General features: G+C 71.1%; 19 protein-coding genes. 14 read left to right on the forward strand and 5 right to left on the reverse strand.

Features of this window, described 5'->3' with window-relative positions:
• Nucleotides 1–231: 231 nt before the first annotated feature.
• Nucleotides 232–630, forward strand: a complete 399-nt coding sequence (locus A3G1_RS0103120; protein WP_157640871.1) for a hypothetical protein — start codon at nucleotides 232–234, stop codon at nucleotides 628–630.
• 1 nt (nucleotide 631) lies between these two features.
• A complete protein-coding gene (locus A3G1_RS39395) occupies nucleotides 632–2,554 on the forward strand; it encodes a DUF7927 domain-containing protein (RefSeq protein ID WP_083936707.1) in 1,923 nt (640 codons plus the stop codon).
• A 249-nt stretch (nucleotides 2,555–2,803) separates the two neighbouring features.
• Here the strand turns inward: A3G1_RS39395 and A3G1_RS38040 are convergent, their stop codons facing one another.
• A complete protein-coding gene (locus A3G1_RS38040) occupies nucleotides 2,804–5,125 on the reverse strand; it encodes an InlB B-repeat-containing protein (RefSeq protein ID WP_083936708.1) in 2,322 nt (773 codons plus the stop codon).
• Between the two features lie 107 nt (nucleotides 5,126–5,232).
• Nucleotides 5,233–6,687, reverse strand: coding sequence for an MFS transporter (locus tag A3G1_RS32895; RefSeq protein WP_018348008.1), 1,455 nt, complete (start codon nucleotides 6,685–6,687; stop codon nucleotides 5,233–5,235).
• A gap of 267 nt (nucleotides 6,688–6,954) precedes the next feature.
• Here A3G1_RS32895 and A3G1_RS0103140 point away from each other — a divergent pair, with 267 nt between their 5' ends.
• Nucleotides 6,955–7,395 (forward strand): iron chaperone, encoded by a 441-nt coding sequence (locus A3G1_RS0103140; RefSeq protein WP_018348009.1) that lies wholly within the window; start codon nucleotides 6,955–6,957, stop codon nucleotides 7,393–7,395.
• Between the two features lie 69 nt (nucleotides 7,396–7,464).
• Here the strand turns inward: A3G1_RS0103140 and A3G1_RS0103145 are convergent, their stop codons facing one another.
• Nucleotides 7,465–9,702 carry an ATP-binding protein gene (locus A3G1_RS0103145; RefSeq protein ID WP_245563425.1) on the reverse strand — a complete coding sequence of 746 codons (2,238 nt, stop codon included), beginning with the start codon at nucleotides 9,700–9,702 and terminating at the stop codon, nucleotides 7,465–7,467.
• Between the two features lie 165 nt (nucleotides 9,703–9,867).
• On the opposite strand from A3G1_RS0103145, the gene A3G1_RS0103150 reads away from it, so the two are divergent.
• Together A3G1_RS0103150 and A3G1_RS0103155 are read left to right on the forward strand one after the other, a co-directional pair.
• Nucleotides 9,868–10,323: a carboxymuconolactone decarboxylase family protein gene (locus A3G1_RS0103150; protein ID WP_018348011.1), complete on the forward strand. Its 456-nt coding sequence runs from the start codon at nucleotides 9,868–9,870 to the stop codon at nucleotides 10,321–10,323.
• 16 nt (nucleotides 10,324–10,339) lie between these two features.
• Complete coding sequence (locus A3G1_RS0103155; RefSeq protein WP_245563426.1) at nucleotides 10,340–10,810, forward strand: iron chaperone; 471 nt, start codon at nucleotides 10,340–10,342, stop codon at nucleotides 10,808–10,810.
• A gap of 6 nt (nucleotides 10,811–10,816) precedes the next feature.
• Here the strand turns inward: A3G1_RS0103155 and A3G1_RS0103160 are convergent, their stop codons facing one another.
• On the reverse strand, nucleotides 10,817–11,422 hold the full coding sequence (locus A3G1_RS0103160) for a response regulator transcription factor (RefSeq protein WP_018348013.1): 606 nt from the start codon (nucleotides 11,420–11,422) through the stop codon (nucleotides 10,817–10,819).
• A 77-nt stretch (nucleotides 11,423–11,499) separates the two neighbouring features.
• On the opposite strand from A3G1_RS0103160, the gene A3G1_RS38045 reads away from it, so the two are divergent.
• From A3G1_RS38045 to A3G1_RS0103190, 6 genes are all read left to right on the forward strand, one after another.
• Nucleotides 11,500–13,314: a sensor histidine kinase gene (locus tag A3G1_RS38045; protein WP_018348014.1), complete on the forward strand. Its 1,815-nt coding sequence runs from the start codon at nucleotides 11,500–11,502 to the stop codon at nucleotides 13,312–13,314.
• Between the two features lie 46 nt (nucleotides 13,315–13,360).
• Entirely contained in the window at nucleotides 13,361–13,651 is a 291-nt protein-coding gene (locus A3G1_RS0103170; RefSeq protein ID WP_018348015.1) for a hypothetical protein, read from the forward strand.
• Between the two features lie 106 nt (nucleotides 13,652–13,757).
• Complete coding sequence (locus A3G1_RS0103175) at nucleotides 13,758–14,225, forward strand: carboxymuconolactone decarboxylase family protein (protein ID WP_018348016.1); 468 nt, start codon at nucleotides 13,758–13,760, stop codon at nucleotides 14,223–14,225.
• 87 nt (nucleotides 14,226–14,312) lie between these two features.
• Nucleotides 14,313–15,722, forward strand: coding sequence for an ATP-binding protein (locus A3G1_RS0103180; RefSeq protein WP_018348017.1), 1,410 nt, complete (start codon nucleotides 14,313–14,315; stop codon nucleotides 15,720–15,722).
• Nucleotides 15,723–15,790: 68 nt separating this feature from the next.
• Nucleotides 15,791–16,285 (forward strand): acyl-CoA thioesterase, encoded by a 495-nt coding sequence (locus A3G1_RS0103185; protein ID WP_018348018.1) that lies wholly within the window; start codon nucleotides 15,791–15,793, stop codon nucleotides 16,283–16,285.
• 18 nt (nucleotides 16,286–16,303) lie between these two features.
• Nucleotides 16,304–17,821, forward strand: coding sequence for a hypothetical protein (locus A3G1_RS0103190; RefSeq protein WP_157640872.1), 1,518 nt, complete (start codon nucleotides 16,304–16,306; stop codon nucleotides 17,819–17,821).
• Here A3G1_RS0103190 and A3G1_RS0103195 read toward each other — a convergent pair.
• A complete protein-coding gene (locus A3G1_RS0103195) occupies nucleotides 17,805–18,542 on the reverse strand; it encodes a TIGR03089 family protein (RefSeq protein ID WP_018348020.1) in 738 nt (245 codons plus the stop codon). The two genes, A3G1_RS0103190 and A3G1_RS0103195, sit on opposite strands and share 17 nt — an antisense overlap.
• Nucleotides 18,543–18,660: 118 nt before the next feature.
• On the opposite strand from A3G1_RS0103195, the gene A3G1_RS0103200 reads away from it, so the two are divergent.
• From A3G1_RS0103200 to A3G1_RS0103210, 3 genes are all read left to right on the forward strand, one after another.
• Complete coding sequence (locus tag A3G1_RS0103200; RefSeq protein ID WP_018348021.1) at nucleotides 18,661–19,419, forward strand: CoA transferase subunit A; 759 nt, start codon at nucleotides 18,661–18,663, stop codon at nucleotides 19,417–19,419.
• A 15-nt stretch (nucleotides 19,420–19,434) separates the two neighbouring features.
• Entirely contained in the window at nucleotides 19,435–20,064 is a 630-nt protein-coding gene (locus A3G1_RS0103205) for a CoA transferase subunit B (RefSeq protein ID WP_018348022.1), read from the forward strand.
• A gap of 237 nt (nucleotides 20,065–20,301) precedes the next feature.
• The gene (locus A3G1_RS0103210) at nucleotides 20,302–21,423 is read left to right on the forward strand and encodes a glycosyltransferase family 4 protein (protein WP_018348023.1); all 1,122 of its coding nucleotides are present in this window, start codon (nucleotides 20,302–20,304) and stop codon (nucleotides 21,421–21,423) included.
• Nucleotides 21,424–21,545 lie beyond the last annotated feature (122 nt).

Here is a 21,545-nt window from a genome sequence, read left to right on the forward strand (position 1 = left end):
CTATGGGCCCTGCGGCTCTGCCTGGTGGCTTTCCAGAAAAATGGAGTAAGGCGTCAATGAACCCAATAGCCTGTGATCGGAATTAGCGTGAGGTAACGGATCACTGAGTCCATTTCATGCGAATTTTGCTCCGTACGGGGATGAGGGCGCCTACCGTGATGACCACCGCCGGACTCCGGCCACTGACACGCCGCTGGGCTGCTGCTGGCCCTTGGCCTGGTCTTGCTCTGGATGCCGAAACTGGCGGGAGCGCAGCAGTATCGAACCTGGTACCGCGGGGTCGTGCATGGCGACTTCGCCCTCGCCGGCGGAACCGTCGGTGTGACCGGTGAGCCCGGCGACGCGAGCGGCACGGTGGAACTCCGGCTGCCAGAGGGCGCGATGGTCGTACGGGCATACCTGGAACTGGCCAGTGCCGGACAGCAGGACACGTTCCAGCTGACCAGCCCAGACGGCACCCAGGCCCCGCTGGAAGGTGCGGCGGAGCCGGTCCGCGACGTGACGGAACAGGCCCGCCGAGGCGGCGCCGGGTCGTACCAGCTGGCCGGCCCGCCGCAGCCCGACGGCCGGCGGCTCTCCTGGGCGCTGCTGGCGGTGTACGAGCTGCCGGAGCTACCGGCGGGAGCGTGAAGTGATCGTCGCTTCCGGTTCGGCGGGCGCAGACTGCGCCTCGGTCACCCTGGATGGCCTGGATCGTCCGCTCCGGCCCAGGACAGCCTTCGCCGGGGTCTACGGCCCTCAGGAGGTCACTCTCGCTGCCGGTGAAGGAGACCAGCAGGCGCTGGCCGTGCTGAGCCAGAACCAGCCGGTCGCCGACCTGAGCCAGGTGGTCCGGCCGGGCCAGTCCACGCTGGCCATCCGGGGCTGCCCTGCTGGCGGCAAGCCGTGGTCCAGCACCTTCGCCTTCTCCGCCGACCAGCCCGCCAGCACCGGGGCGAGGCTGGCTGCCCCGGCAGGCCGGCCAGAGGTCATGGCGCCGGGCAAGCCCAAATTCTTCATCAACGAGGGTGTGCGGTCCCAGCTGGGCGGCAAGGCTGGCTGCCTGGTGATGACCGGCTCCGGTACCTCTCCCGACGGCTACACGGCCCGCAGCCAGGACTGCGATGAGGCGAACCAGCGGATGCTGTGGACCTACGACCCGGCGACCGGGTACATCCTCAACAAGGGGGTGCAGGCCGATCTGGGTGGGGCGGCCGGCTGCCTGACGTCATACGGCTCAGGTACCGACCCTGCGGGCTACACCGTGCGCAGCCGGGACTGCGGTGCCGCAGGCGACTCGCAGAAGTGGACCTACGATCCCGCCACGGGCCAGGTGATCAACAAGGGGGTTCGCGACCAGCTCGATGGCAAGGCCGGCTGTATGACCATGTACGGCGAGGGCGCGAACATCGGCGGGTACACGGTCCGGATCCGGGACTGCGGGGACGATCCCCGGCAGCGCTGGGGCAAGGAGCTGTTCGGCGTCTCTTCCGTCCAGGTGACCAAGTCCAGCGACGCCCCGCCGTCCGGCGTCAAGCCGGGGCAGGCGATCGCCTACACGGTCACCGCGAGCAACGCCGGCGAAGCTCCGGGCTCGGTGACCGTGACGGACGACATGACCGGGCTGCTCGGCGGTGCCAGCTACAACAACGACGCCAAAGCTGAGCTGTGGACCGGAAACACGAGTGCCGGTGCAGCCGCCGCGCCCGCCTACACCCAGCCGAAACTCACCTGGACCGGCGAGCTCAAACCCGGCCAGCGGGTGGTGATCGGCTACACCGTGAGCGTGAGCCGGACCGCCACCGACGGGACGGCACTGACGAACACCGTCACCGCCCCGGGGACCAACTGTCCCGGCGGAGCCGCGTGCGCCACCACAACCAAGGTGACTCCGTCGCCTGCTCCCAGCCCTACTCCTAGCCCATCCCCGGGCCCGCCCGGCCCCGTAGGCCCCGCTGGCCCCGTAGGCCCCGCCGGCCCGGCTGGTCCTGCTGGCGCGGTTGGTCCTGTCGGCCCGGCTGGTGGGGTCGGCCCCGCTGGTCCCGCCGGCTCCGTTGGCCCTGCTGGCCCCGCTGGTTCTGTGGGTGCGGTTGGTCCTGCGGGCCCCGCCGGTGCTCCTGGCACTTCTGGCGCTCCTGGCACGGCAGGCGCCCCCGGTGCCCCTGGCGCTGCTGGTGCTCCTGGTGCTCCTGGCGCTGCTGGCGCTCCCGGCGTCGTCGGCCCCGCTGGTGCCCCCGGTGCGGCTGGACCCGCCGGAGTTCCTGGCGCGGCTGGTCCCGCTGGTGTTCCCGGCGTCGCCGGAGTTCCTGGCGCCGCGGGTCCTGCCGGCCCTGCTGGTCCTGCCGGGCTTACTGGTCCTGCCGGGCCTGCTGTTCCTGTCGGTGTGGTCGCTCCCGCTGCTCCCGCCAGTCCGCCGGTCGCGTCCGTGATGCTGCCTGTGACGGGTTCCTCGTCGGCTCCGCTCGCTCAGGTCGGGGCGGGAACGTTGCTCCTGGGCGTGCTCCTGCTGTTCTGCGCTCGGAATTCTGGCCCCGTCGGAGCCCACCGGAGGACTACGGGACGCCACCGCGCCTAGAGGTCCTAACTCCATGACTGGCGGCGCTCGGCCGTCTCCTGGACCTCGCCATAGCACCACCGCCATGAAGTTAGGACCTCTTAGCCTCACACAAACGGGCATGGGGAGGGCACCGACAACCTCGGCGCCCTCCCTTTGCGTTCCCGAACGAAACAGCACGGCACCCGATCTACCAGGGCACGAACCAGGTCCAGCGGATCGTCATGACCCGTCACGTCCTCAAGGGCCAGACGTGGCAAGTTTTGCCAGTTAGGCGTCTCGGCGGCGGCCGGCCCAGGCCACCAGGACCAGCCCGAGGAGGACGGCCAGCATCGCCGCCCCGCCAAACAGCAGCACCGGAGTGCCGGTCGAGGCAATCGAGCCATCGGCGGCTGTCGCACCAGCGATCCGCATGGGTGGTACCTCGGGCGCCGGCGGGCTTGCTGGCGCAGACGGTGACGGCGCTGGCGGCATCGGACCCGGTCCTGGCTGGACGGAGGGCGACGGGCCGGGGCCAGGCGGCGGAGTCGGTACCGGTGAGGGTGAGGGAGAAGGGTCTGCCCGTGGGCCGAATTCCGCCGTGATCGTGTGGTCGGCGTCGGTGCGGATCGCCAGCGTGGGGATGCCGGGTGTACCGGCTGGCTGGCCGTCGAGCAGCCAGCGGCGGAATACCTGCCCGGCGGCCGGGGTGGCCGTGGCTGTCACTGAGCTGTTCGGCGGGTACGGCCCGGGGGCGCTCAGGTTGACGGTGCCGCTGCCGTCCGGGCTGACCTGGGTGGTGACGTTCACGGTGGCTGCGGCGAAGTGCGCGGTGAGTACGGTGTCGTTGTCCAGGGTGAACCGCTCTTTGCGGTTCGTGCTGACGAAGACTCCGTCGATCGACCAGCCAGCGAATCGCAGCGGCTGGCCGCTGTAGCGGTACGCGTCGGTGGTGACGGTCGTGCCGACGGTATAGACGCCGTCCTTCGGTCCGCCGGGCACTTCGCCGTAGCCGCCGGAGCTCGGCTCGGCGCGGAAGGTGAGCTTCACCTTCGGCGTGGTACCAGGGACGAAGTTCGCGACCAGAGTGGTGTCGGCGGCCACCGGTACGGTGATCTTCCGGCCGCCGGGGTACGGCTGGCCGTTGAGGGTCCAGCCGGAGAACACGTAGCCGTCCTTCGGTGTCGCCGTGACGGCGACGGTCGTGCCCGGGGAGTACGGTCCGCCTCGTTGCGCCGCCGCGCTGCCGCCGGCCTCCGGGCTGGCCGTGACGTTCAGCTCGCACAGCGCCGCCGGGATGACGGCAGCCCGGTACTTCGACACCGGATCGGCCGAGGTTTCGCTGATCATGCGGGAGTTGTCGGCGGGCCGCTGGTTCAGGTCGCCCTTCGGGTCGCCGCCGGCCACGCCCGCCGGTTCGCCACGGAAGCTGATCCGGGGGTTGGAGAAGTAGCCGACGCGTTCGCAGTCCTGGCAGATCTGGCCGTAGGACATGATGGTCCGCCAGGCCCGGCTGGGCGGCGAGTAGCCGTGGTTGTGCTCGTAGCCGGGCTTGCCGTCGGGGTCGGTCACCCAGTCGTGATGGGCGCCGAGGTTGTGCCCGAGTTCGTGCGAGAAGGTGTGGCCGGGCAGGTAGGAGTAGTTGGCCTGGCTGTAGGCCCGGTTGGATGTGGCTGCTGACGGCGGGACCGGGGTGGTGCCGATCCCGGTGCCGTCCGTGGTGAAGATGCTGACCAGGTCGGCGCCGTAGGTGTCGCGGAGCGTCTGCGCCTGGTCCAGCACACCGTCGCCGGGGGTGCGCAGCGGATCGAGTGCGCCATCGTCCTCCGGTCCGGTGTAGCCGGTGGCCTCCTCGGCGTGCACGAGCCGGACCCGGGCGTTGATCTGGCTGCTGGTCAGGTCGGAGTTCATCATCGCGATCGCGTCGTCGACCCGGGCCCTGGCGGCTGCGGGGCCGCCGAGCACCTGGGTGACCTTCGGCGACCAGAGCACCAGCAGGTCGATGACGGGGTAGTCCGTGCGCACGCAGTCCGCGGACTCGCGCGGCCAGGGGCCGGGGATGCTCCGGTCCTGCTTCGGTGTCATGGTCCTTCCGGGCGGTGCCGGTGTTTCGACGTCTGCCACCCGGCGTTCGTCCAGTTCGGACAGGCCCGGCGAGTACTCCGAGACCGTGACCTTGCCCGGCCCGGCTGGCGTGATCGCGTACAGGCGGCCGGGCAGCTGCACTGTGCCGCTCAGGTTCGGTGGCCCAGACGCCGTTCCGCAGGCCGCCGTCGCCGACAACAGCACAGTGGTGTCCGGGGCCGAGGCCATCCGGCCACCCCACCGGACCGCCGTGCCGTCCGGGCTGCGCTCCACGTGGAGCGGCTCCGCCCGGACTCTGACGTCCGGGAAGAGGTTCAGGGTCACCGGCTGCGCTTCGGCCCGGCAGAGCTGCGAGACCTGGGCCGAACCGACGCTGGCGGTCATCGACCGGAGCACGAACGGATTGCTGGCGGACACCGCCCGGCCAGGGTTGAACATCTCGGCTGGCGGCTCGGCCCGTGAACCCGGCGGTGCGGCCGTCAAGGCCAGCAGCATGGCGCCAGCGATCAGGCCCCTAGACATTCGCATGCAAATCCCCGTAAATATGACAAATGTGCAGAATAGGGTGAACTTACTGCATGCGAGGGCACCAACCAGGTCCAGCGGATCGTCATGGCCCGCCAGGTCCTCAAGGGCTAGACAGCACTTCTCGGCCGTACGAGCACGGCGCTGGCGATCGTCAGCGCCGTGAGTACGGCGACCGGCAGCAGGTACGACGTGGCGACAGCCGCCCCGATCCCGGCTCGCGCGCTCCCGGTCACGGCCAGGTGCAGGTGGCTGGCCGTGTTCAGGTCCGCTGCGGTGAGGGTGGCCGCGAACCTGGCCTGCAACAGCGCGCCGACGCCGACGCTGCCGATCGTGTTGCCGAGGGTCCGCAGGGTGGTCAGGGTGCCCGAGGCGGCACCGGCCTGCGCGGCCGGGACAGCGGACATGGCGAGGATGCTGGGCGGCGCGAACACGACGCCCATCCCGATCCCGAAGACCACCAGGCCGGGCAGCAGCCCTGGCCAGCCTGCTCCCGCGTGGACAGCCACGGGAAGGTACGCCAGCCCGCCTGTCATCAGCAGCAGGCCGCTGAGCAGGGCGGAGCGGCCGCCGTACCGGTCGGTGAGCCAGCCGGACAGCGGCGCGAACGGTACCGAGACGGCCGGCCCGACCGCGACCACCAGCCCCGCGCCCAGCGCGTCGAGCCCGGCCACCGACTGCAGGTACACAACGGTCAGCAGGACCATGCCGGCCACCGCGCACGACAGCGCGCCCCCGACCACCGCCATCAGGACGAAGTGCTTCGCGCGCAGGACGCTGAACGGGATCAGCGGTGTCCCGGCCTGTCGGCGGCGCTGTACCTCGGCGAAGACGATCAGGGCCACCACACCGGGGACGATCAGCCGCGCGTCGGTGAGCAGCCCGTTGACGGTGAGGACCAGCGCGACGGCGAGCAGCACGGTCCCCAGCACGTCAAACCGCGGCCGCACCCCGGCTTCCGCCCGAGCCCTCGGAAGGACGGCGGCCGACAACACGAAAGCCAGTCCGGCGACGGCCAGCACGAGCCCGTAGACCCACCGCCAGCCGAGGTACTGCACGGCTGCACCCCCGAGCAGCGGGCCGGCCGCGACAGCCAGCCCCGCGACCACGCCCCACACGCCGAACGCCCGGCCGCGCCGCTCCGGCGGGTACGTGTGCGTGAGGATCGTGAGCGCCTGTGGTGTGAGCAGCGCCGCCCCGGCTCCCTGTAGGACGCGGGCCGCGACCAGCGCCGGCCCGGTGGGGGCCAGGGCGCAGGCTGCCGAGGCGACCGCGAAGATGGCCAGCCCGGCAAGGAGCAGAGTCCTCGGCCCGTACCGGTCACCGAGGCGGCCGGCGGCGGGCAGCAGCGCGGTGAACGCCACCAGGTACCCGTTGATCACCCACAGCATGGCCGGCAGCTCGGCACCCAGGCCGTGCGCTGTGGCCGGGAGGGCGGCAGTGACCAGGGTGGCGTTGGCTGTGACGAGGAACGTGCCGAGGAGGAGGACGGCGAGGATCAGCCCTGGCCGGCGTGTGGCCGGAGGGGACGGGCTGGCGGGTGCCTGGCTGATGGTGACGGTCATAGGGCCAGCCTGCCGGCGCCAGGTGGTACACCGGAAGCTCCACTCTCATGGCCCGAAACTGGGCCACTTGGCTGAACGGGCTGGCTGTGGGAAGGGCCAGCTGTGCTGTGTCCCAGCCTCTCCGGCGAGACAGCGCTGACGTTTCCGCAGGTAGGAGACGTTCCAAGTGTCCCGCGGTGTCCCGTGGCCGATGCGGGGGTGTGCGCGCCGGTGGTGTGATGACTCCTGTCAGCGAGACACGGCACGACAACCCGAAGGAAGATACCGATGAGCGCGAACGACAAGAGCTACGACGGTTTCACCGCTGAAGAGCGCAGCGCGATGAAGGAGCGGGCCAAGGAACTGAAGGCCGCCGCCCGCCGCGAGGCCAAGGCCGCCGACCTGGAGCAGGAGGTGCTGGCGAAGATCGCCACGTTCCAGGAGTCCGACCGGGTACTCGGCGAGGGCCTGCACGCCATCATCAGGGCCAGCGCGCCCGAGCTGACCCCGAGGCTCTGGTACGGCATGCCGGCGTACACGAAGAACGACAAGATCGTGTGCCACTTCCAGCCCGCCGAGAAGTTCAACACGCGGTACGCCACCTTCCAGTTCAGCGACGTGGCCAACCTGGACGACGGCGCGATCTGGGCGACGTCCTTCGCGGTACCCGAGCTGAACGCCGAGGTGGAGACCCGGATCGCCGCGCTGCTGAAGCAGGCCGTCGCCTAGCCTCGCGCTTCGTCACCGGAACGGGAAAGGCCGCCTGGGGTCCACGATGGACCTGGGCGGCCTTCCGGCTTATCCGGCGAGCAGTGCCGTGCGGGCCTCGGCCGCGAGCCGTTCGTCGTTCGGCCGGCCGAGCTTCCTGGCCAGGTCGATCGTGCGGTCGAGCAGGGCCAGCGCCTCGCAGGTCAGCCCGGCGGCCCGGCAGGTCTCCGCGTACGTGTGCAGGAAGTTGATCTCCAGCTGCGCCTCGGCCAGCTGCTCGATCAGCTCCAGTGCCCGCCGGTGGTGAACGAGTGCCTCGTCGAGCGCGCCCATGACGCGCAGCGCCACGCCGAAGTAGTTGTGGCACCACGCCTGGTTGTGCGCCAGCTCGGCCAGCTCCAGTGCCTCGGCGAACAGCTTCCGCGACTCGGCCTCGTCCTCCCCGGCCAGCGCCACGCCCAGCGTGACCAGCCCGGTGATCCTGGCCGGCCCCGCAGCCAGCGCGACGGCCTGCCTGGCGATCGTGGCGGCCTCCTGTGGCTCCCCGAGGTGGAGTGTCACCCAGCCGTCGAAGGCCAGCGCCTGTGACTGCCCACCACGGTTCCCGGTCTGCCCGAAGAGTTCTTCCGCCCGGCGGAACTGGGCCTGGGCCTGCGTGAACTCACCGAGGTCCCGGAGCGCGAAACCGGTACGCAGTGCCAGCCCGCCCGCGAGTTCGGCGTCGGCTGCCGGGTCGGCCCGCGCGGCCAGCTCGTACGCCCGGAGCGCGTCGGTGAGCCGGCCGGCGGCGGCGTGCGCGAACCCGAGGTCGGCGAGCAGCGCGGCCCGTTCCTGGTCCCGGCCGAGCCGTCCGGCCGCCGCAGCCCCGGCTTCGAGCATGCGTACCTGGTCGTCGGTGCCCCTCCGCCGGAAGAACCACGCGCGCATCGCCGGCGGCAGCCCCGCGACGACCTCGTCAGCGCCGAGCCGGACGGCGGCGTCGAAGCACGCGATCAGGTTCGGGTACTCGGTGTCGAACCACGCCACAGCCTGCGCCGGGTCGCCCGGAACCCGGTCGGCCCTGCCCCACGGGAGCGTCCGGTCGTGGGCGACGGCCAGTGTCAGGTAGTGGTCCAGTACCCGGCGGACGGCCGCCTCGGTCTGCGGTTCCTCCTCGGCCGCGAGGTCGGCGGCGTAGCGCCGGATCAGGTCGTGCAGCCGGTACCTGCCGGGCGGCGACTCCTGGGCCAGGTGAGCGTCGACGAGCTCTTCCAGTACCGAATGGACAGTCCCTTCCCGCATGCCGGTGAGGGCGACGGCGGCCGCCGCGTCGAAGTCTGCCCCCGGGAGCACTCCCAGCAGGCGGAACATCCGGCGCTGCTCGGAGTCGAGCTGCCTGAGCGACATGCCGAACACGGCGTCGAACCGGCTGGTGTCGCCGCCGAGCCGCTCGGCGAGGATCGCGATCGTCCAGCCTGGACGGTGCCGCAGCCGCGCGCCGGCCATCCGCAGCGCGAGCGGGAGGCCGCCGCACTGGTCGAGTACGCGTGACGCGCCGTCCTCGTCTCCCAGGCTCACACCGGCCGCCCGGCCGAACAGCTCGGCGGCCTCGGCGGGGGACAGCGGCTCCAGGGACACCGGCGGGACGCCGTCGAGGTCGACGAACCGGTTCCGGCTGGTGACCAGCACGGCGGACTTCCCAGCCCCCGGCAGCAACTGGCGGACCTGTTCGGCCTCCGCGGCGTTGTCCAGCACCACGAGTGCCTGCTTGCGGGACAGCTCCGACCGCCACAACGCCGCCCGCTCGGCCGTACTGGCCGGAGGATGCTCGACCCCCAGCGCCCCCAGCAGCCGGCCCAGCGCCACCGAAGGCTCCAGCGGCTCCTGCCCGGGGGTGAACCCGAGGAGGTCAAGGTAGAGGCCACCGTCGGGATAGGACGGTGCGAGCCGGTGCGCGACGTGCACGGCGAGGCTCGTCTTGCCGACCCCGCCCATCCCGTCGACGACCACGGCCCCGGCCGACCTGAGGAGCTCGGCGACGCGGGCAGCCTCCGCCTCGCGGCCGGTGAAGTCGGCGATGTCGGCGGGCAGGTCGTTGCGGCGTGGGGCCGGCGCGGCTCCCGCCTGCATCGCCTCCGTCCACAGTGGCCGGAGCGGCCGGGGGTCCCGGCTCACGGCCCGGCACAGCGCGACCACGGCCTCCCACGGCGGCACCAGCTGCCCCGTCATGTACCGCGACAGCGAGGAACTGCTCAGGCCGGTCTGCCGGGCCAGCGCGCGCAGGCTGAGCCCGCTCAGTTCCCTGATCCGGGTGAGCTGTCCGACGAGGCGTTCCGGTGCGGTCGACACCCGGGACACGGTACCCGTCCCACCGTCACAGCACGGAACGTTGCCGTGTTCGCCCAGCCAGGCGGCCCGGGGCTGTCCCACGGTGTCCCGCGCGCGGTGCGGCAGGTGTCCCGCCGGTGGTGTCGTGGTTCCAGCGAGCGAGAAGCGAAGAAGAGGAGCGAGAAGATGCCCACCAAGCGCATGCCGAACCCCGCCAGCCTGGTCCCCGGCGCGATGGAAGGCCTGATGGCCGTCAACAAGGCCCTCGCGGGCTCCGGGGTCGGCGGCAAACTGCTGGCGCTGACCCACCTGCGGGTCAGCCAGATCAACGGCTGCGGGCCGTGCGTGGCCGGCGGTGCGTCGCAGGCCCGCAAGCACGGCGCCACCGACCAGCAGCTCGACACGGTCGCCGCCTGGCGCGAGACGCCGTGGTTCAGCGAGGAGGAGCGCGCGGCGCTCGCGCTGGCCGAGGCGGTCACGCGGCTCGCCGACCAGCACGACGCGGTACCCGACTCGGTGTGGGACATGGCCGCGAAGCACTTCGACCAGGAGGAACTGGCCGGGCTGCTGCTCGGCATCGCCGTCACCAACGCCTTCAACCGGCTCAACGTGTCGACCCGTCAGCAGGCGGGCACCTGGTAGCCGCCGGCTGCCTAGCATGAGAACTGACCCTGCCGGGAGAGGAGCCAGGCTGATGGCCGAGCAGAAGTACGACGGTTTCGACGCCGAGGAACGCGCGGCGATGAAAGAACGCGCCAAGGAGCTCAAGGCCCAGAAACGCCCGCGCGGCGGCAAAGCGGACGGCGAGGCCGACCTCCTGGCGAAGGTCGCCGAGATGGAGGACTCCGACCGGATGATCGCAGAGAAACTGCACGCGATCGTCCAGGCCGTGGCTCCGGAGCTCGGCGCGAAGACCTGGTACGGCATGCCGGCCTACACCTCGGGCGGCAAGGTCCTCTGCTTCTTCCAGCCGGCGAAGAAGTTCGGCACCCGGTACGCGACGCTCGGCTTCAACGACATCGCGAACCTCGACGACGGCACCATGTTCCCGACCGTGTGGGCGATCACGGAGATGAACGCGGCCAGCGAGGCCCGGATCGCCGAGTTGATCAGGCAGGCCGTCAGCTAGCCGAGGTCACAGCCAGCCCGACTCGGTGGCGATCCGGACCGCGTCGACCCGGCTGCGGGCCCCGAGCTTCGTCACCGCGGCCGCGAGGTAGTTCCTGACGGTCCCGTAGGACAGGCTGACCTGGCTGGCGATCTCCTTGGGGTCCGCGCCCGCCGCGTACCGGCGCAGCACCTCGCTCTCCCGGTCGGTCAGCGGGTTCGCCGGGCTCTGGAGGGCGGCGAAGGCCAGGGTCGAGTCGAGTACCCGGCCACCGGCCGCCACGGTCCGCACCGCCGCGATCAGCTCCTGCCTCGGCGTGTCCTTGAGGAGGAAGCCGGTCGCGCCGGCCTCGGTGGCGCGCCGCAGGTTCACCGGGCTGGCCAGTGCCGTCAGGATGAGTACCCGGCAGTCCGGGTGGCTCTGGCGGAGCTGGGCTGTCGCGGTGAGGCCGTCCATGCCGGGGAGTTCGATGTCGACGATGGCCACGTCGGCCCGGGCGCTGCGGGCCGTGGCGGCGACGGTGTCACCCCGGTCCAGCGAGGCGACGATCTCCATGTCGTCCTCCAGGGCCAGCGAGGCCTCGAGGGTCTCGCGCAGGAGCCGCATGTCCTCGGCCACCAGTACCCTGATCATGTGATCTTGCTCCTTCAGCTCCGGCCAGAGCGTGATCCTACTTGTCATGATCACTTCGCGCGTGTGCAATCAGCCACGTGCACCTGGTACCACGGCTGAGCGGCTACGCCTTCCTCGCCCTGTTCGTCCTGTCGACTGTGTCCGGTGCCCAGCACTGGGTGGTACCGCTGGTCTGCGCCGCCCAGGCCGCCGTCCTCGTCCTGGCCCAGCGGCACGGGTACCGGCTCTGGCTGCTCGCCGCGCAGGTACTCCTCGCGTACACGCCAGCCGTGTTCGACCCGTTGGCCCCGAACCTCGACTGCCTCCTGGCCGCGACCGTGCTGTGGTGCGTACCGGGCCGCTGGCGCTGGCCAGCCTTCCTCGTCGCCGCCGGTCTGTCCGAAGTGGCGCACGGCTGGCCCGCCGGCTCCGAGCCCGGGGTCTCCGCCGTGACCACGGCAGCGATCGGCCTGGTCATGTACAGCTTCCTGCGCCTGCCGCAGCTCGTGGACAGGCTGGAGGCGACCCGGGAGGATCTCGCCCGGATGACCCTCGACCAGGAACGCATGCGGGCCGCGTCCCGCATCCGTGCCGCGATGGGCGACGACCTCGACGCGGTGGCCGGCCTGCTCCGTGACGCGCGAGCGAAACTCCCCAGGGAACAGGAACACGCACGGGCAGCCGTCGTCGAAGCGGGCCAGGCCGTCCGGCAGATGATCGAGACCGTCCGGTCCACGGCCGCCACGCACGGCACCGACGCCCCGAAACCCCGCGACAGCGAACCCGTCGCCAGGCTCGCCCCGCAGTTGTCGCTCTTCGCACTGGTCGCCAGCCTGGCAACCTGGATCTCCCGCCAGGCCATCGAGAACCCGGGCTACTGGCTCCCCATCTCCCTCGGCGGCACCGCGATGGCCGTCATGCTCCTGGTCCAGCTCCACTGGCCACGGCTCGCGATGCCGATGCTCCTCGGCCAGACAGCCGTCGCACTGCTCCCGCTGCCGTGGCTCGGGGCGACCTGGTGCACATGGCTCATCCTGCTGGCAGCCGCGTACCTGCTGGCGCAGCGGGGCGTGTGGTCCGTGGTCGCGGCTGTCGCTCTGGTCGCGCTGCGCGCCGGGTACACGGAAGAATCCGCGCAGCTCGAAAGAGCTGGCTGGGTGATCCTGGCCATGCAGGCGACGCTGGTCCTGTTCGGCCTGGCCAGGTTCTGGCAGCTCACCGTGCAGATGAACCGGTCGCGCGCCGAACTCGCCGAGCTGACCGTCCGCGCCGAGCGTGCCCGGCTGTCCCGCGACATCCACGACCTGCTCGGCCTGAGCCTGTCCGTGCTCGCGCTCAAGGCCGACCTCATCGCCGAACTCGTCCTCCGGGACCCGGCCAAGGCGGCCGCCCAGCTCGACGAGTCACTGCGGATCGCGGCCGGGGCGACGTTCGAGGCACGCGCGATGGTGGACGACTCCACCGTCGCCTCCCTGAACCGCGAACTCCTGTCGGCACGCACAGCCCTCGCCCAGCAGGGCATCGCCGTCCACATCGTCTCCGACGACCTGCCTGCCCGGCCCAGCGCCATCCTCGTACCCGTCGTGCGGGAAGCGGTCACGAACATCCTCCGGCACAGCGCGGCCACCCGGGTCCAGATCGAGTGCCGCCGCCGCGAAGCCTCCCTCTACCTGCGGATCAGCAACGACGCGGCCCGCCCGTCGACCAGGCAATCCGGACAGGGTCTCCGCAACATCCGCTCCCGCGTCGCCGAGGCCGGCGGCTACCTGGACACCAGTACCCGCGACGGTGACTTCGTCCTCGAAGCCCGCATACCCCTCGACGCAGGCGCGGCCAGTGCAGATTGCACACCGCCGGACGTGCACAGCGCACCACCAGCTCGTGCGCCACGCACTACCAGCGGCAACGCCTGACTGTGAGGCTTTCCGGTGTTCCCGAGACACCGAGAGGACCCCTGCCATGCCCGTCATCCGCGTGCACAACTACCGGGTCGAGGACAGCCAGCTGGAGGCACTGCTGGCACAGCGCGCCGCGCTGATCGATGGCATCCGCCGGGGCAACCCCGGCCTGACGGAAACACGCCTCACCCGGCTTGAGGACGGCACGTACTGCGACACGTGGCGCTGGGAGTCGGCTGAGCAGATGCTGGCCGCGATCAGCGCGTCGCAGGGCTTCCCGCTCGTGGCGCAGACCCTGGCCCTGACCAGCGAGGCGACCGCCCAGACCGGCGAGGTCATCGACGAGCGCTGAGCCGTGCCCGGCGCGTGACCCAGGACACATCCCGGGCTGTCACATCGCGGCCCCGGCACGCGTCGAACCAGTGAAAGCACAGAACAGCACACACCAAGGAGCCACAATGGACCCCCGCTTCAGCTACTACGCCAACCCGGTCGGCCAGAAGTTCCTCAAGTACATCAACTCGGCCGGGAAGGTGATCGGTGACTCGACGCTGCCGCACGCCATCCAGGAACTCGTGAAGATCCGGGCCAGCCAGATCAACGGCTGCGGCTTCTGCCTCGACATGCACACCAAGGACGCGGCCCACGCCGGGGAGACCTCCCTCCGGATCAACCTGATCGCCGCGTGGCGCGAGGCCACCGTCTTCACCGACGCCGAGCGCGCGGCCCTCGAACTGACCGAGCAGGCCACCCGGATCGCCGACGGCCCCGGTGTCTCCGACGAGGTGTGGGGCAACGCGGCCAAGCACTTCGACGAGGACCAGCTCGCCGCGCTCGTCTCCCTGATCGCCCTGATCAACGCGTACAACCGGGCCAACGTCCTGGTCCGCCAGCCGGCCGGCGGCTACCAGCCCGGCCAGTGGTGACCCCGGCCCCTCACTTCCACCAGAGATAGTTTCACTCGTGGTAGTACCACCAGCGATACCATCTTCGGTGGAAGTAAGGGGGCTGGCATGTTCGAATTCATCGGACGGCAGCGTGAGCTGCGCATATTCGGCGATCTGGTCGCCAGGATCCGGGACGGGATCGGCGGCCGGGCGCCGGGTGAATGCCTGCTGATCGGGGGCAGGCGGCGGATCGGGAAGTCCAGCCTGGTGGAGGAGTATCTCCGCCAGTCCGGTTTGCCCCGGTTGTTCTTCACCGCCGCCCAGGGCGGCGATCCGCTCGCAGACCTCGCGGACGCCGTCGCCGAATCGACGCTGCCGGGCAGGACGGCCTTCCAGGAAGATCCACCTGGTACCTGGGCCGCAGCGTTCCGCCGGCTCGCGGAGGCCCTTCCCGACGACGAGGTCAGCGTCGTCGTGATCGACGAGGTGCCGTACCTGATGGACGACGCCAAGGTCTTCGAGTCCAACCTCCAGCGGGCCTGGGACCGCGAGCTCAGCCGCAAGCCGGTGCTGCTGCTGCTCGTCGGGTCCGATCTGTCCATGATGGAGGCGCTGAACACGTACGACCGGCCGTTCCACCAGCGCGGCAGGGAAATGGTGATCGGGCCGCTCAATCCGGCGGAGATCGGCTCGATGCTCGGGCTGGAGCCCGCTGCTGCCTTCGACGCGGCGCTGATCACCGGCGGGCTGCCGCTGATCTGCGCGGAGTGGACGCCGGGACAGGACGTGTGGGGATTCCTGACCTCCGCGCTGTCCAACCCGGTATCCGCGCTGCTGGTCTCCGCCGAGCGCTCGCTCGCCGCCGAGGTCCCGGCCCAGGCGCAGGCTCGCGAGGTCCTGAGCGCCATCGGCAGCGGGGAGCGTACCTTCACCAACATCGCGAGAGCTGCGGGCGGGGTCGCGCACACCTCGCTGAGCCGGGCCATCGAGGTGCTGGTGGCGAAGCGGATCGTGGCTGCGGAGCTGCCGCTGGCCACGAAGCCGTCCAAGGAACGCCGGTACCGGATCGCCGATCCCTACCTTCGCTTCTGGCTCACGTTCATCGCCCCGCACATGGCGGAGATCGAGCGGATGAGCGGGGACGTGACGGTGGAGCGGGTCCGCCGGTCGTGGACGAGCTGGCGCGGCCGTGCAGTGGAGCCGCTGGTCCGGGAGGCGCTCGCCCGTATCCTCCCCGCGCACGGGATTCCCGCAGCTCCCGTGGTCGGCGGTTACTGGACCCGGAGCAACGACGTGGAGATCGACATCGTGGGGGCCGACCGGGAGCCGATCGCGCGGGAGTACCTCTTCCTCGGCTCGGTGAAGTGGCTGGAGAACTCGCCTTTCGACGGGCACGACCTCGCCTCGCTCGCGAAGGCCCGCTCGGCGCTGACCGCCGATCCCGTACCGCTCGTCGCGGTCGCCAGGTCCGGCGTCACGTGTGCGCCGGACGCTCATTTCGGCCCGGCGGAACTCATCACCGGCTGGACGGCCTAGCCGCTGGCCGGGCCTGGTGAGCCAAATCATCAGTCCCTCCCGGCCGGCCGGTGGAAGACTCTGCACTCATGACAGGTGTACCGACTTCGTACTCCCGGGTGACGCTCAGCCGGATCATGAACCAGGCCGACGTGAACCTCTACGGCACCGTCCACGGTGGCGTCATCATGAAGTTCATCGACGACGCGGCCGGTGCGGCAGCTGCCCGGCACGCCGGCGGGAACGCCGTGACGGCCTCGATCGACGAGATCGTGCTGTCCATCCCGGTCAGGGTCGGTGACCTGGTGCACGCGAAGGCCCAGGTCAACTGGGTCGGCCGGACCAGCATGGAGATCGGCGTCCGGGTGCTGGCCGAGCGGTGGAACGAGGCGGGGACGGAGCCGCTGCCGGTCGCCACGGCGTACCTGGTGTTCGTGCACGTGGACGCCGAGGGCAAGCCGCAGCCGATCCGGCCGGTGATCATCGAGGACGCCGTGGACGCCCAGCGGCAGCGCGAGGCCGAGATCCGCCGGGAGCACCGGCTGTCGCGCCGGGAAGCGATCAAAGCGTCCCGCGAGGGCTGAGGTGGTTCACTCGGGGGCATGGGTTCCGTAATGGACCGGCGGGGCGTGCTGGTCACGGTCGGCGCGGTCACGGGGGTGGCTGTCCTGCTGGTCGCCGGCTGCCTGGTCCTGCTGCCCGGCTCGGGCGGGGATCTCGCGGCGCAGGTGGCGCGGGCTGACTTCGCCGCGCGGTGGGGGCTGCGGCCACTCGACTTCTCCTGGTACGGCGGGGACAACCAGTTCGGCTACAGCCTGACGACGGGGCTGCTCGGCGGGGTCTTCGGTGTCACAGCGGTCGCCGTCGTGTCCACAGTGGTGGCGTCGGCGGCGTTCACGTACCTGCTGATCCGGTACGACGTGCGGCGGCCGCTGCTCGGTGGCCTGCTCGGTGCCGCGGCCCTCGCGGGGAACATGGTCAGCGGCCGGATCACGTTCGCGGTCGGCGCGGCCTTCGGGCTGCTCGCCTTCTGCGTCCTGCCGCGCCGCTGGCTGGCCGTCGTCCTCGCAGCCCTGGCGACGTGGAGCAGCCCGGTCGCCGGGCTCTTCGTCGGGCTCGCCGGAGCCGCACTGTTCCTGGTCGCGGAGTCCAGGAAGGACGGGCTCGCGCTCGGGATCAGCTCGGCCGTCGCCTTCCTGCCGATGGCCGTCATGTTCGGCAACGGCGGCCACCAGCCGTACTCCTCGCAGGAGTTCTGGTGGGATCTGCTGCTCGCCGCGTCCGTGCTGCTCTTCGTTCCGCGCCGGTACCGGGCGTTGCAGATCGGGGTGCTGCTCACGGTCGTGCTGATCGCCGGGTCGTTCGTGACCGACTCGCCGATCGGGGGCAACGCTCGGCGCGTCCCGCTGCTGTTCGCGGCGCCGATCGTCGCGGCTGTGGCCGAGCTGCGGTGGCGGTACCTGGCGGTTCCGCTGGCTGTGGCGTGTTGGTGGCAGTACCAGTTCGTGGACACGCGGCACGGGTTCGGTGAGGCGGCGCAGTCGTTCTACGCCCCGCTCGTCGCCGAGTTGGGGAGCCGGGGGCCGATCGGCCGGGTCGAGGTCGTGCCGACGACCACGCACTGGGAGTCGGTGTGGGTCGCCCCGCACGTGCCGCTCGCCCGTGGCTGGAACAGGCAGCTCGACCGGCGGCGCAACTGGCTGTTCTACGCGGGGCCGATGACCTCGGCCCAGTACCACCAATGGCTGAAGGACCAGGCAGTGTCCTATGTGGCCATCGCGCCCGGCGCGGCACCCGACTATCCGGCGATCTCCGAGGCCGCACTGGTCAACGGCGGCCAGCCCTATCTGCGCGAGGTCTGGCGCAACGAGAACTGGCGGCTCTACGCCGTCGAGGGCACGCAGCCCTTCGTCCAGGGCGCCGAGCTGACAGCCTCCGACGGCGGCGGGGTCACCTTCTCGATGAAAACCCCAGGTCAAACCCTCATCAAGGTGTACTGGTCACGCTGGCTCACGGCTGAGGGCGCAACCCTGAGCCGGGCTGAGGGCGGCTGGACACTCGCGACGGTGACCCGCCCGGGCAGTTACCGCCTGACCAGCAGCGTCACAGCCGCCTGGTGACCTTCTCCGACTCGGCCCGCGCGTCGAGCTTCGCCGGATCGGCGTTACGGCACAGCACCACCGACGCCCCGGCGGCCAGCGGGGCCAGCAGCCAGTCGAGCGGGCGGCGCGGCTCGGCGATCAGGACCCGGTCCTCGCTGGTCAGCCCGAGCGAGGCGGCGTGCTCGTAAGCCTTCTCCGTCAGCTCAGCGTGGCTCAGCGCACCGCCGCCGGGCAGGCCGGTCAGCGCCGGATGCGCCGGGTCGGCCTGCGGCCCGGAGTAGAAGTCGCCGTGCTTGCGGACTTCGAGGACGTAGTCGGAGACGGAGTCCGGGGCGTCGCGCAGCGGCATCGCCATCGGGGCCAGCGAGAGCCCGTAGGTCTCCGGCGCGCTGATCTCGTCCAGCCGGTCCATCGCGCAGAACGCGACCTCGGCCCGGACCAGCTCGCCCGGCCCGCCGCCCGGACGGCCGTGGTGCACGGCCAGCCCGGCCTTCCAGCAGCCGAGCAGCACGGCGGCGGTCTGCCAGTGCGGGGGCAGCGCGATGGCCGCCGCGTCCTCCCCGCCCAGGCCCAGCTCGTCGACCAGCAGGTTCGCGGTCTTCGACACCCAGTTGTCCAGGGTGACCGCCGACAGTTCCGTGCGCTCACCCGAGGCGTCGTCGTAGAAGGTGAGCAGCGGCTGGGCCGGGTTCGTGGCGAGGATCGCGGCCAGCAGGCCAGCCGGGGTACGAGCGGTCATGCCTCTCACCTTATGCGCTCCCGATTCCTGAACGATCCCTCAGCCAGGCCTTGCCGGCCACCGTGCTCCTAGTAACGTGTGCCCTCGATGCTGGGAGTCTCATCGAGGAGTACGCACCATGAACAAGACTGTCGCCAGCCCGGCTGAGGCCGTGGCCGACATCCCGGACGGCGCGTCGCTCGCCGTCGGCGGGTTCGGACTGTGTGGTATCCCGAGCAACCTGATCCAGGCGCTGCTCGACTCCGGGGTCTCCGGCCTGCGGACGGTCTCCAACAACTGCGGTGTCGACGACTGGGGCCTCGGCATCCTGCTCGCCGAGAAGCGGATCGCGCGGACGATCGGCTCGTACGTCGGTGAGAACAAGGAGTTCGCCCGGCAGTACCTGTCCGGAGAGCTCGAGGTCGAGCTGGTCCCGCAGGGCACACTGGCCGAGCGGCTGCGGGCCGGCGGCTCCGGCATTCCCGGCTTCTACACCCCGGCCGGCGTCGGCACGCAGGTCGCCGACGGTGGGCTGCCGTGGCGGTACAACGCCGACGGCTCGGTGGCCGTGGCCTCCCCGGCCAAGGAGGTCAAGGAGTTCGGCGGCAAGCCGTACGTGCTGGAAGAGGGCATCGTCACCGACTTCGCCCTGGTACGCGCCGCCAAGGGTGACACGCACGGCAACCTGGTGTTCCACTCCAGCGCCCGCAACTTCAACCCGCTGTGCGCGATGGCCGGCCGGATCACCGTCGCCGAGGTCGAGGAACTGGTCGAGCCGGGCGAGCTCGACCCGGACGCCATCCACCTGCCCGGCATCTTCGTCCAGCGCGTCGTCGCCGTCGGCGCTGGCGAGAAGCGCATCGAACGGCTCACCACGCGTCAGCGGACCAACGGCTAGAAGGGCTGATCACCAATGGCACTCACCCGTGACGAGATGGCAGCCCGTGCCGCCAGGGAGCTGGCCGACGGCCAGTACGTCAACCTGGGCATCGGCCTGCCGACCCTCATCCCGAACTACCTCCCCGAGGGCATCCACGTCGTCCTCCACTCCGAGAACGGCATCCTCGGCACCGGCCCGTACCCGTACGAGGGCGAGGAGGACCCGGATCTGATCAACGCCGGCAAGGAGACCGTGACGATCACGCCGGGCTCGGCGTACTTCGACTCGGCGCTGTCCTTCGGCATGATCCGCGGCGGGCACGTCGACGTGGCGATCCTCGGCGCCATGCAGGTCTCCGCGACCGGTGACCTGGCCAACTGGATGGTCCCCGGCAAGATGGTCAAGGGCATGGGCGGCGCGATGGACCTCGTGCACGGCGCCCGCCGCGTGATCGTCCTCATGGAACACGTCGCCAAGGACGGCTCGCACAAGATCGTGGACGAGTGCACCCTGCCGTACACCGGCAGGCAGGTCGTCCAGCGGATCATCACCGACCTCGCTGTCCTGGACATCACGGACGAGGGCCTGCGGCTCGTCGAGGCGGCCCCTGGCGTGTCCGTCGACGACATCCGCGCCGCCACCGGCCCGGAGATCCTGGTCTAGGGACTGTCCTGCCGCTCGCACTCTCAGGCTCGCCGCGACCTCGGCAAGACCGGCAGGACACGCCCTGGTCCATAGTGGTACCCGCGCGGGCTCATCCGCGCGGGTCCGCCAGGGCAGCCACCGGTGGCCTGCGAGGCACAAGAAGATGTCGAGTTGGCGACGGGCCATCCCGCATCCTGAAGCCGGGGGCGAAACGGGCGTAGGCTCGGGGCGTTACCCCACGCGAAGGAGGGTGTTGTGCCCAGGGTTCTCGTCGACGCGACCAGCGTCCCGGCCGACCGGGGCGGGGTCGGCAGGTATCTCGACGGCCTGCTGGGTGCGCTGGCAGGCCTCGACGCCGAGCTCGCGGTGGTGAGCCAGCGCAGCGACACCGAGCGTTACGCCCGGCTGCTGCCGAAGGCCGAGATCATCGCAGCCCCCTCGGCCGTCAACCACCGGCCAGCCAGGCTCGCCTGGGAGCAGACCGGCCTGCCGCTGCTCGCACAGCAGGTCAGGGCGCAGGTCCTGCACGCGCCGTTCTACACCTGCCCGCTGCGCGCGCCCTGCCCGGTCACGGTCACGGTGCACGACGCGACGTTCTTCACCGAGCCGGAGCACTACGACAAGTCCCGGCGGACGTTCTTCCGCAGCGCGATCAAGACCTCGATGCGCAGGGCGGCCAGGGTCATCGTGCCCAGCAAGGCCACCCGCGACGAGCTGATCCGGCTGCTGGACGCCGACCCGACCCGGATCGACGTCGCCTACCACGGCGTCGACACCACGGCCTTCTACCCGCCGCCCGCCGACGAGCAGGCCAGGGTGCGCGCCCGGCTGGGGCTGGGCGGCACGCAGTACGTGGCCTTCCTCGGCGCCAAGGAGCCCCGGAAGAACGTGCCGAACCTGATCCGTGGCTGGGTGGCCGCCGTCTCCGGGCGTACCGACCCGCCGGCCCTGGTGATCGCCGGCGGCTCCGGCCACGACGACGAGATCGACCGGGCGGCCGCCGAGGTCCCGGCGCACCTGCGGCTGCTCCGCCCGGGGTATCTGCGGTACGCGGACCTCCCCGGGTACCTGGGCGGGGCGATCGTCGCCGCCTACCCCTCGCACGGCGAGGGCTTCGGCCTGCCGATCCTGGAGGCGATGGCGTGCGGGGCTCCCGTGCTGACCACGCCCCGGCTGTCGCTGCCGGAGGTGGGCGGGGAGGCCGTCGCGTACACGGGAGAAGAGGCCGCCGTCATCGGCACCGACCTGGCGGCACTGCTGGACGACCCGGACCGCAGGAAGCGGCTGTCCGCGGCCGGGCAGCTCCGGGCGAAGGAGTTCACCTGGGCGTCCAGCGCCGAGGTGCACCTCGCCGCCTGGAACCGCGTCGCCTCCTGAGCCGGGTTCCGGCCGGACACTCCGAAGCCCCAACCTGGCAGATACACCCCCTGGCCTGCGCATATCGGCGTCCCGGCCAGGGGCGGGTGGCACGATCCGGAACCCGGGCGTCAATAATGGCC

Origin of the sequence: Longispora albida DSM 44784 (assembly GCF_000379825.1) — a bacterium.
Lineage (GTDB): Bacteria > Actinomycetota > Actinomycetes > Mycobacteriales > Micromonosporaceae > Longispora > Longispora albida.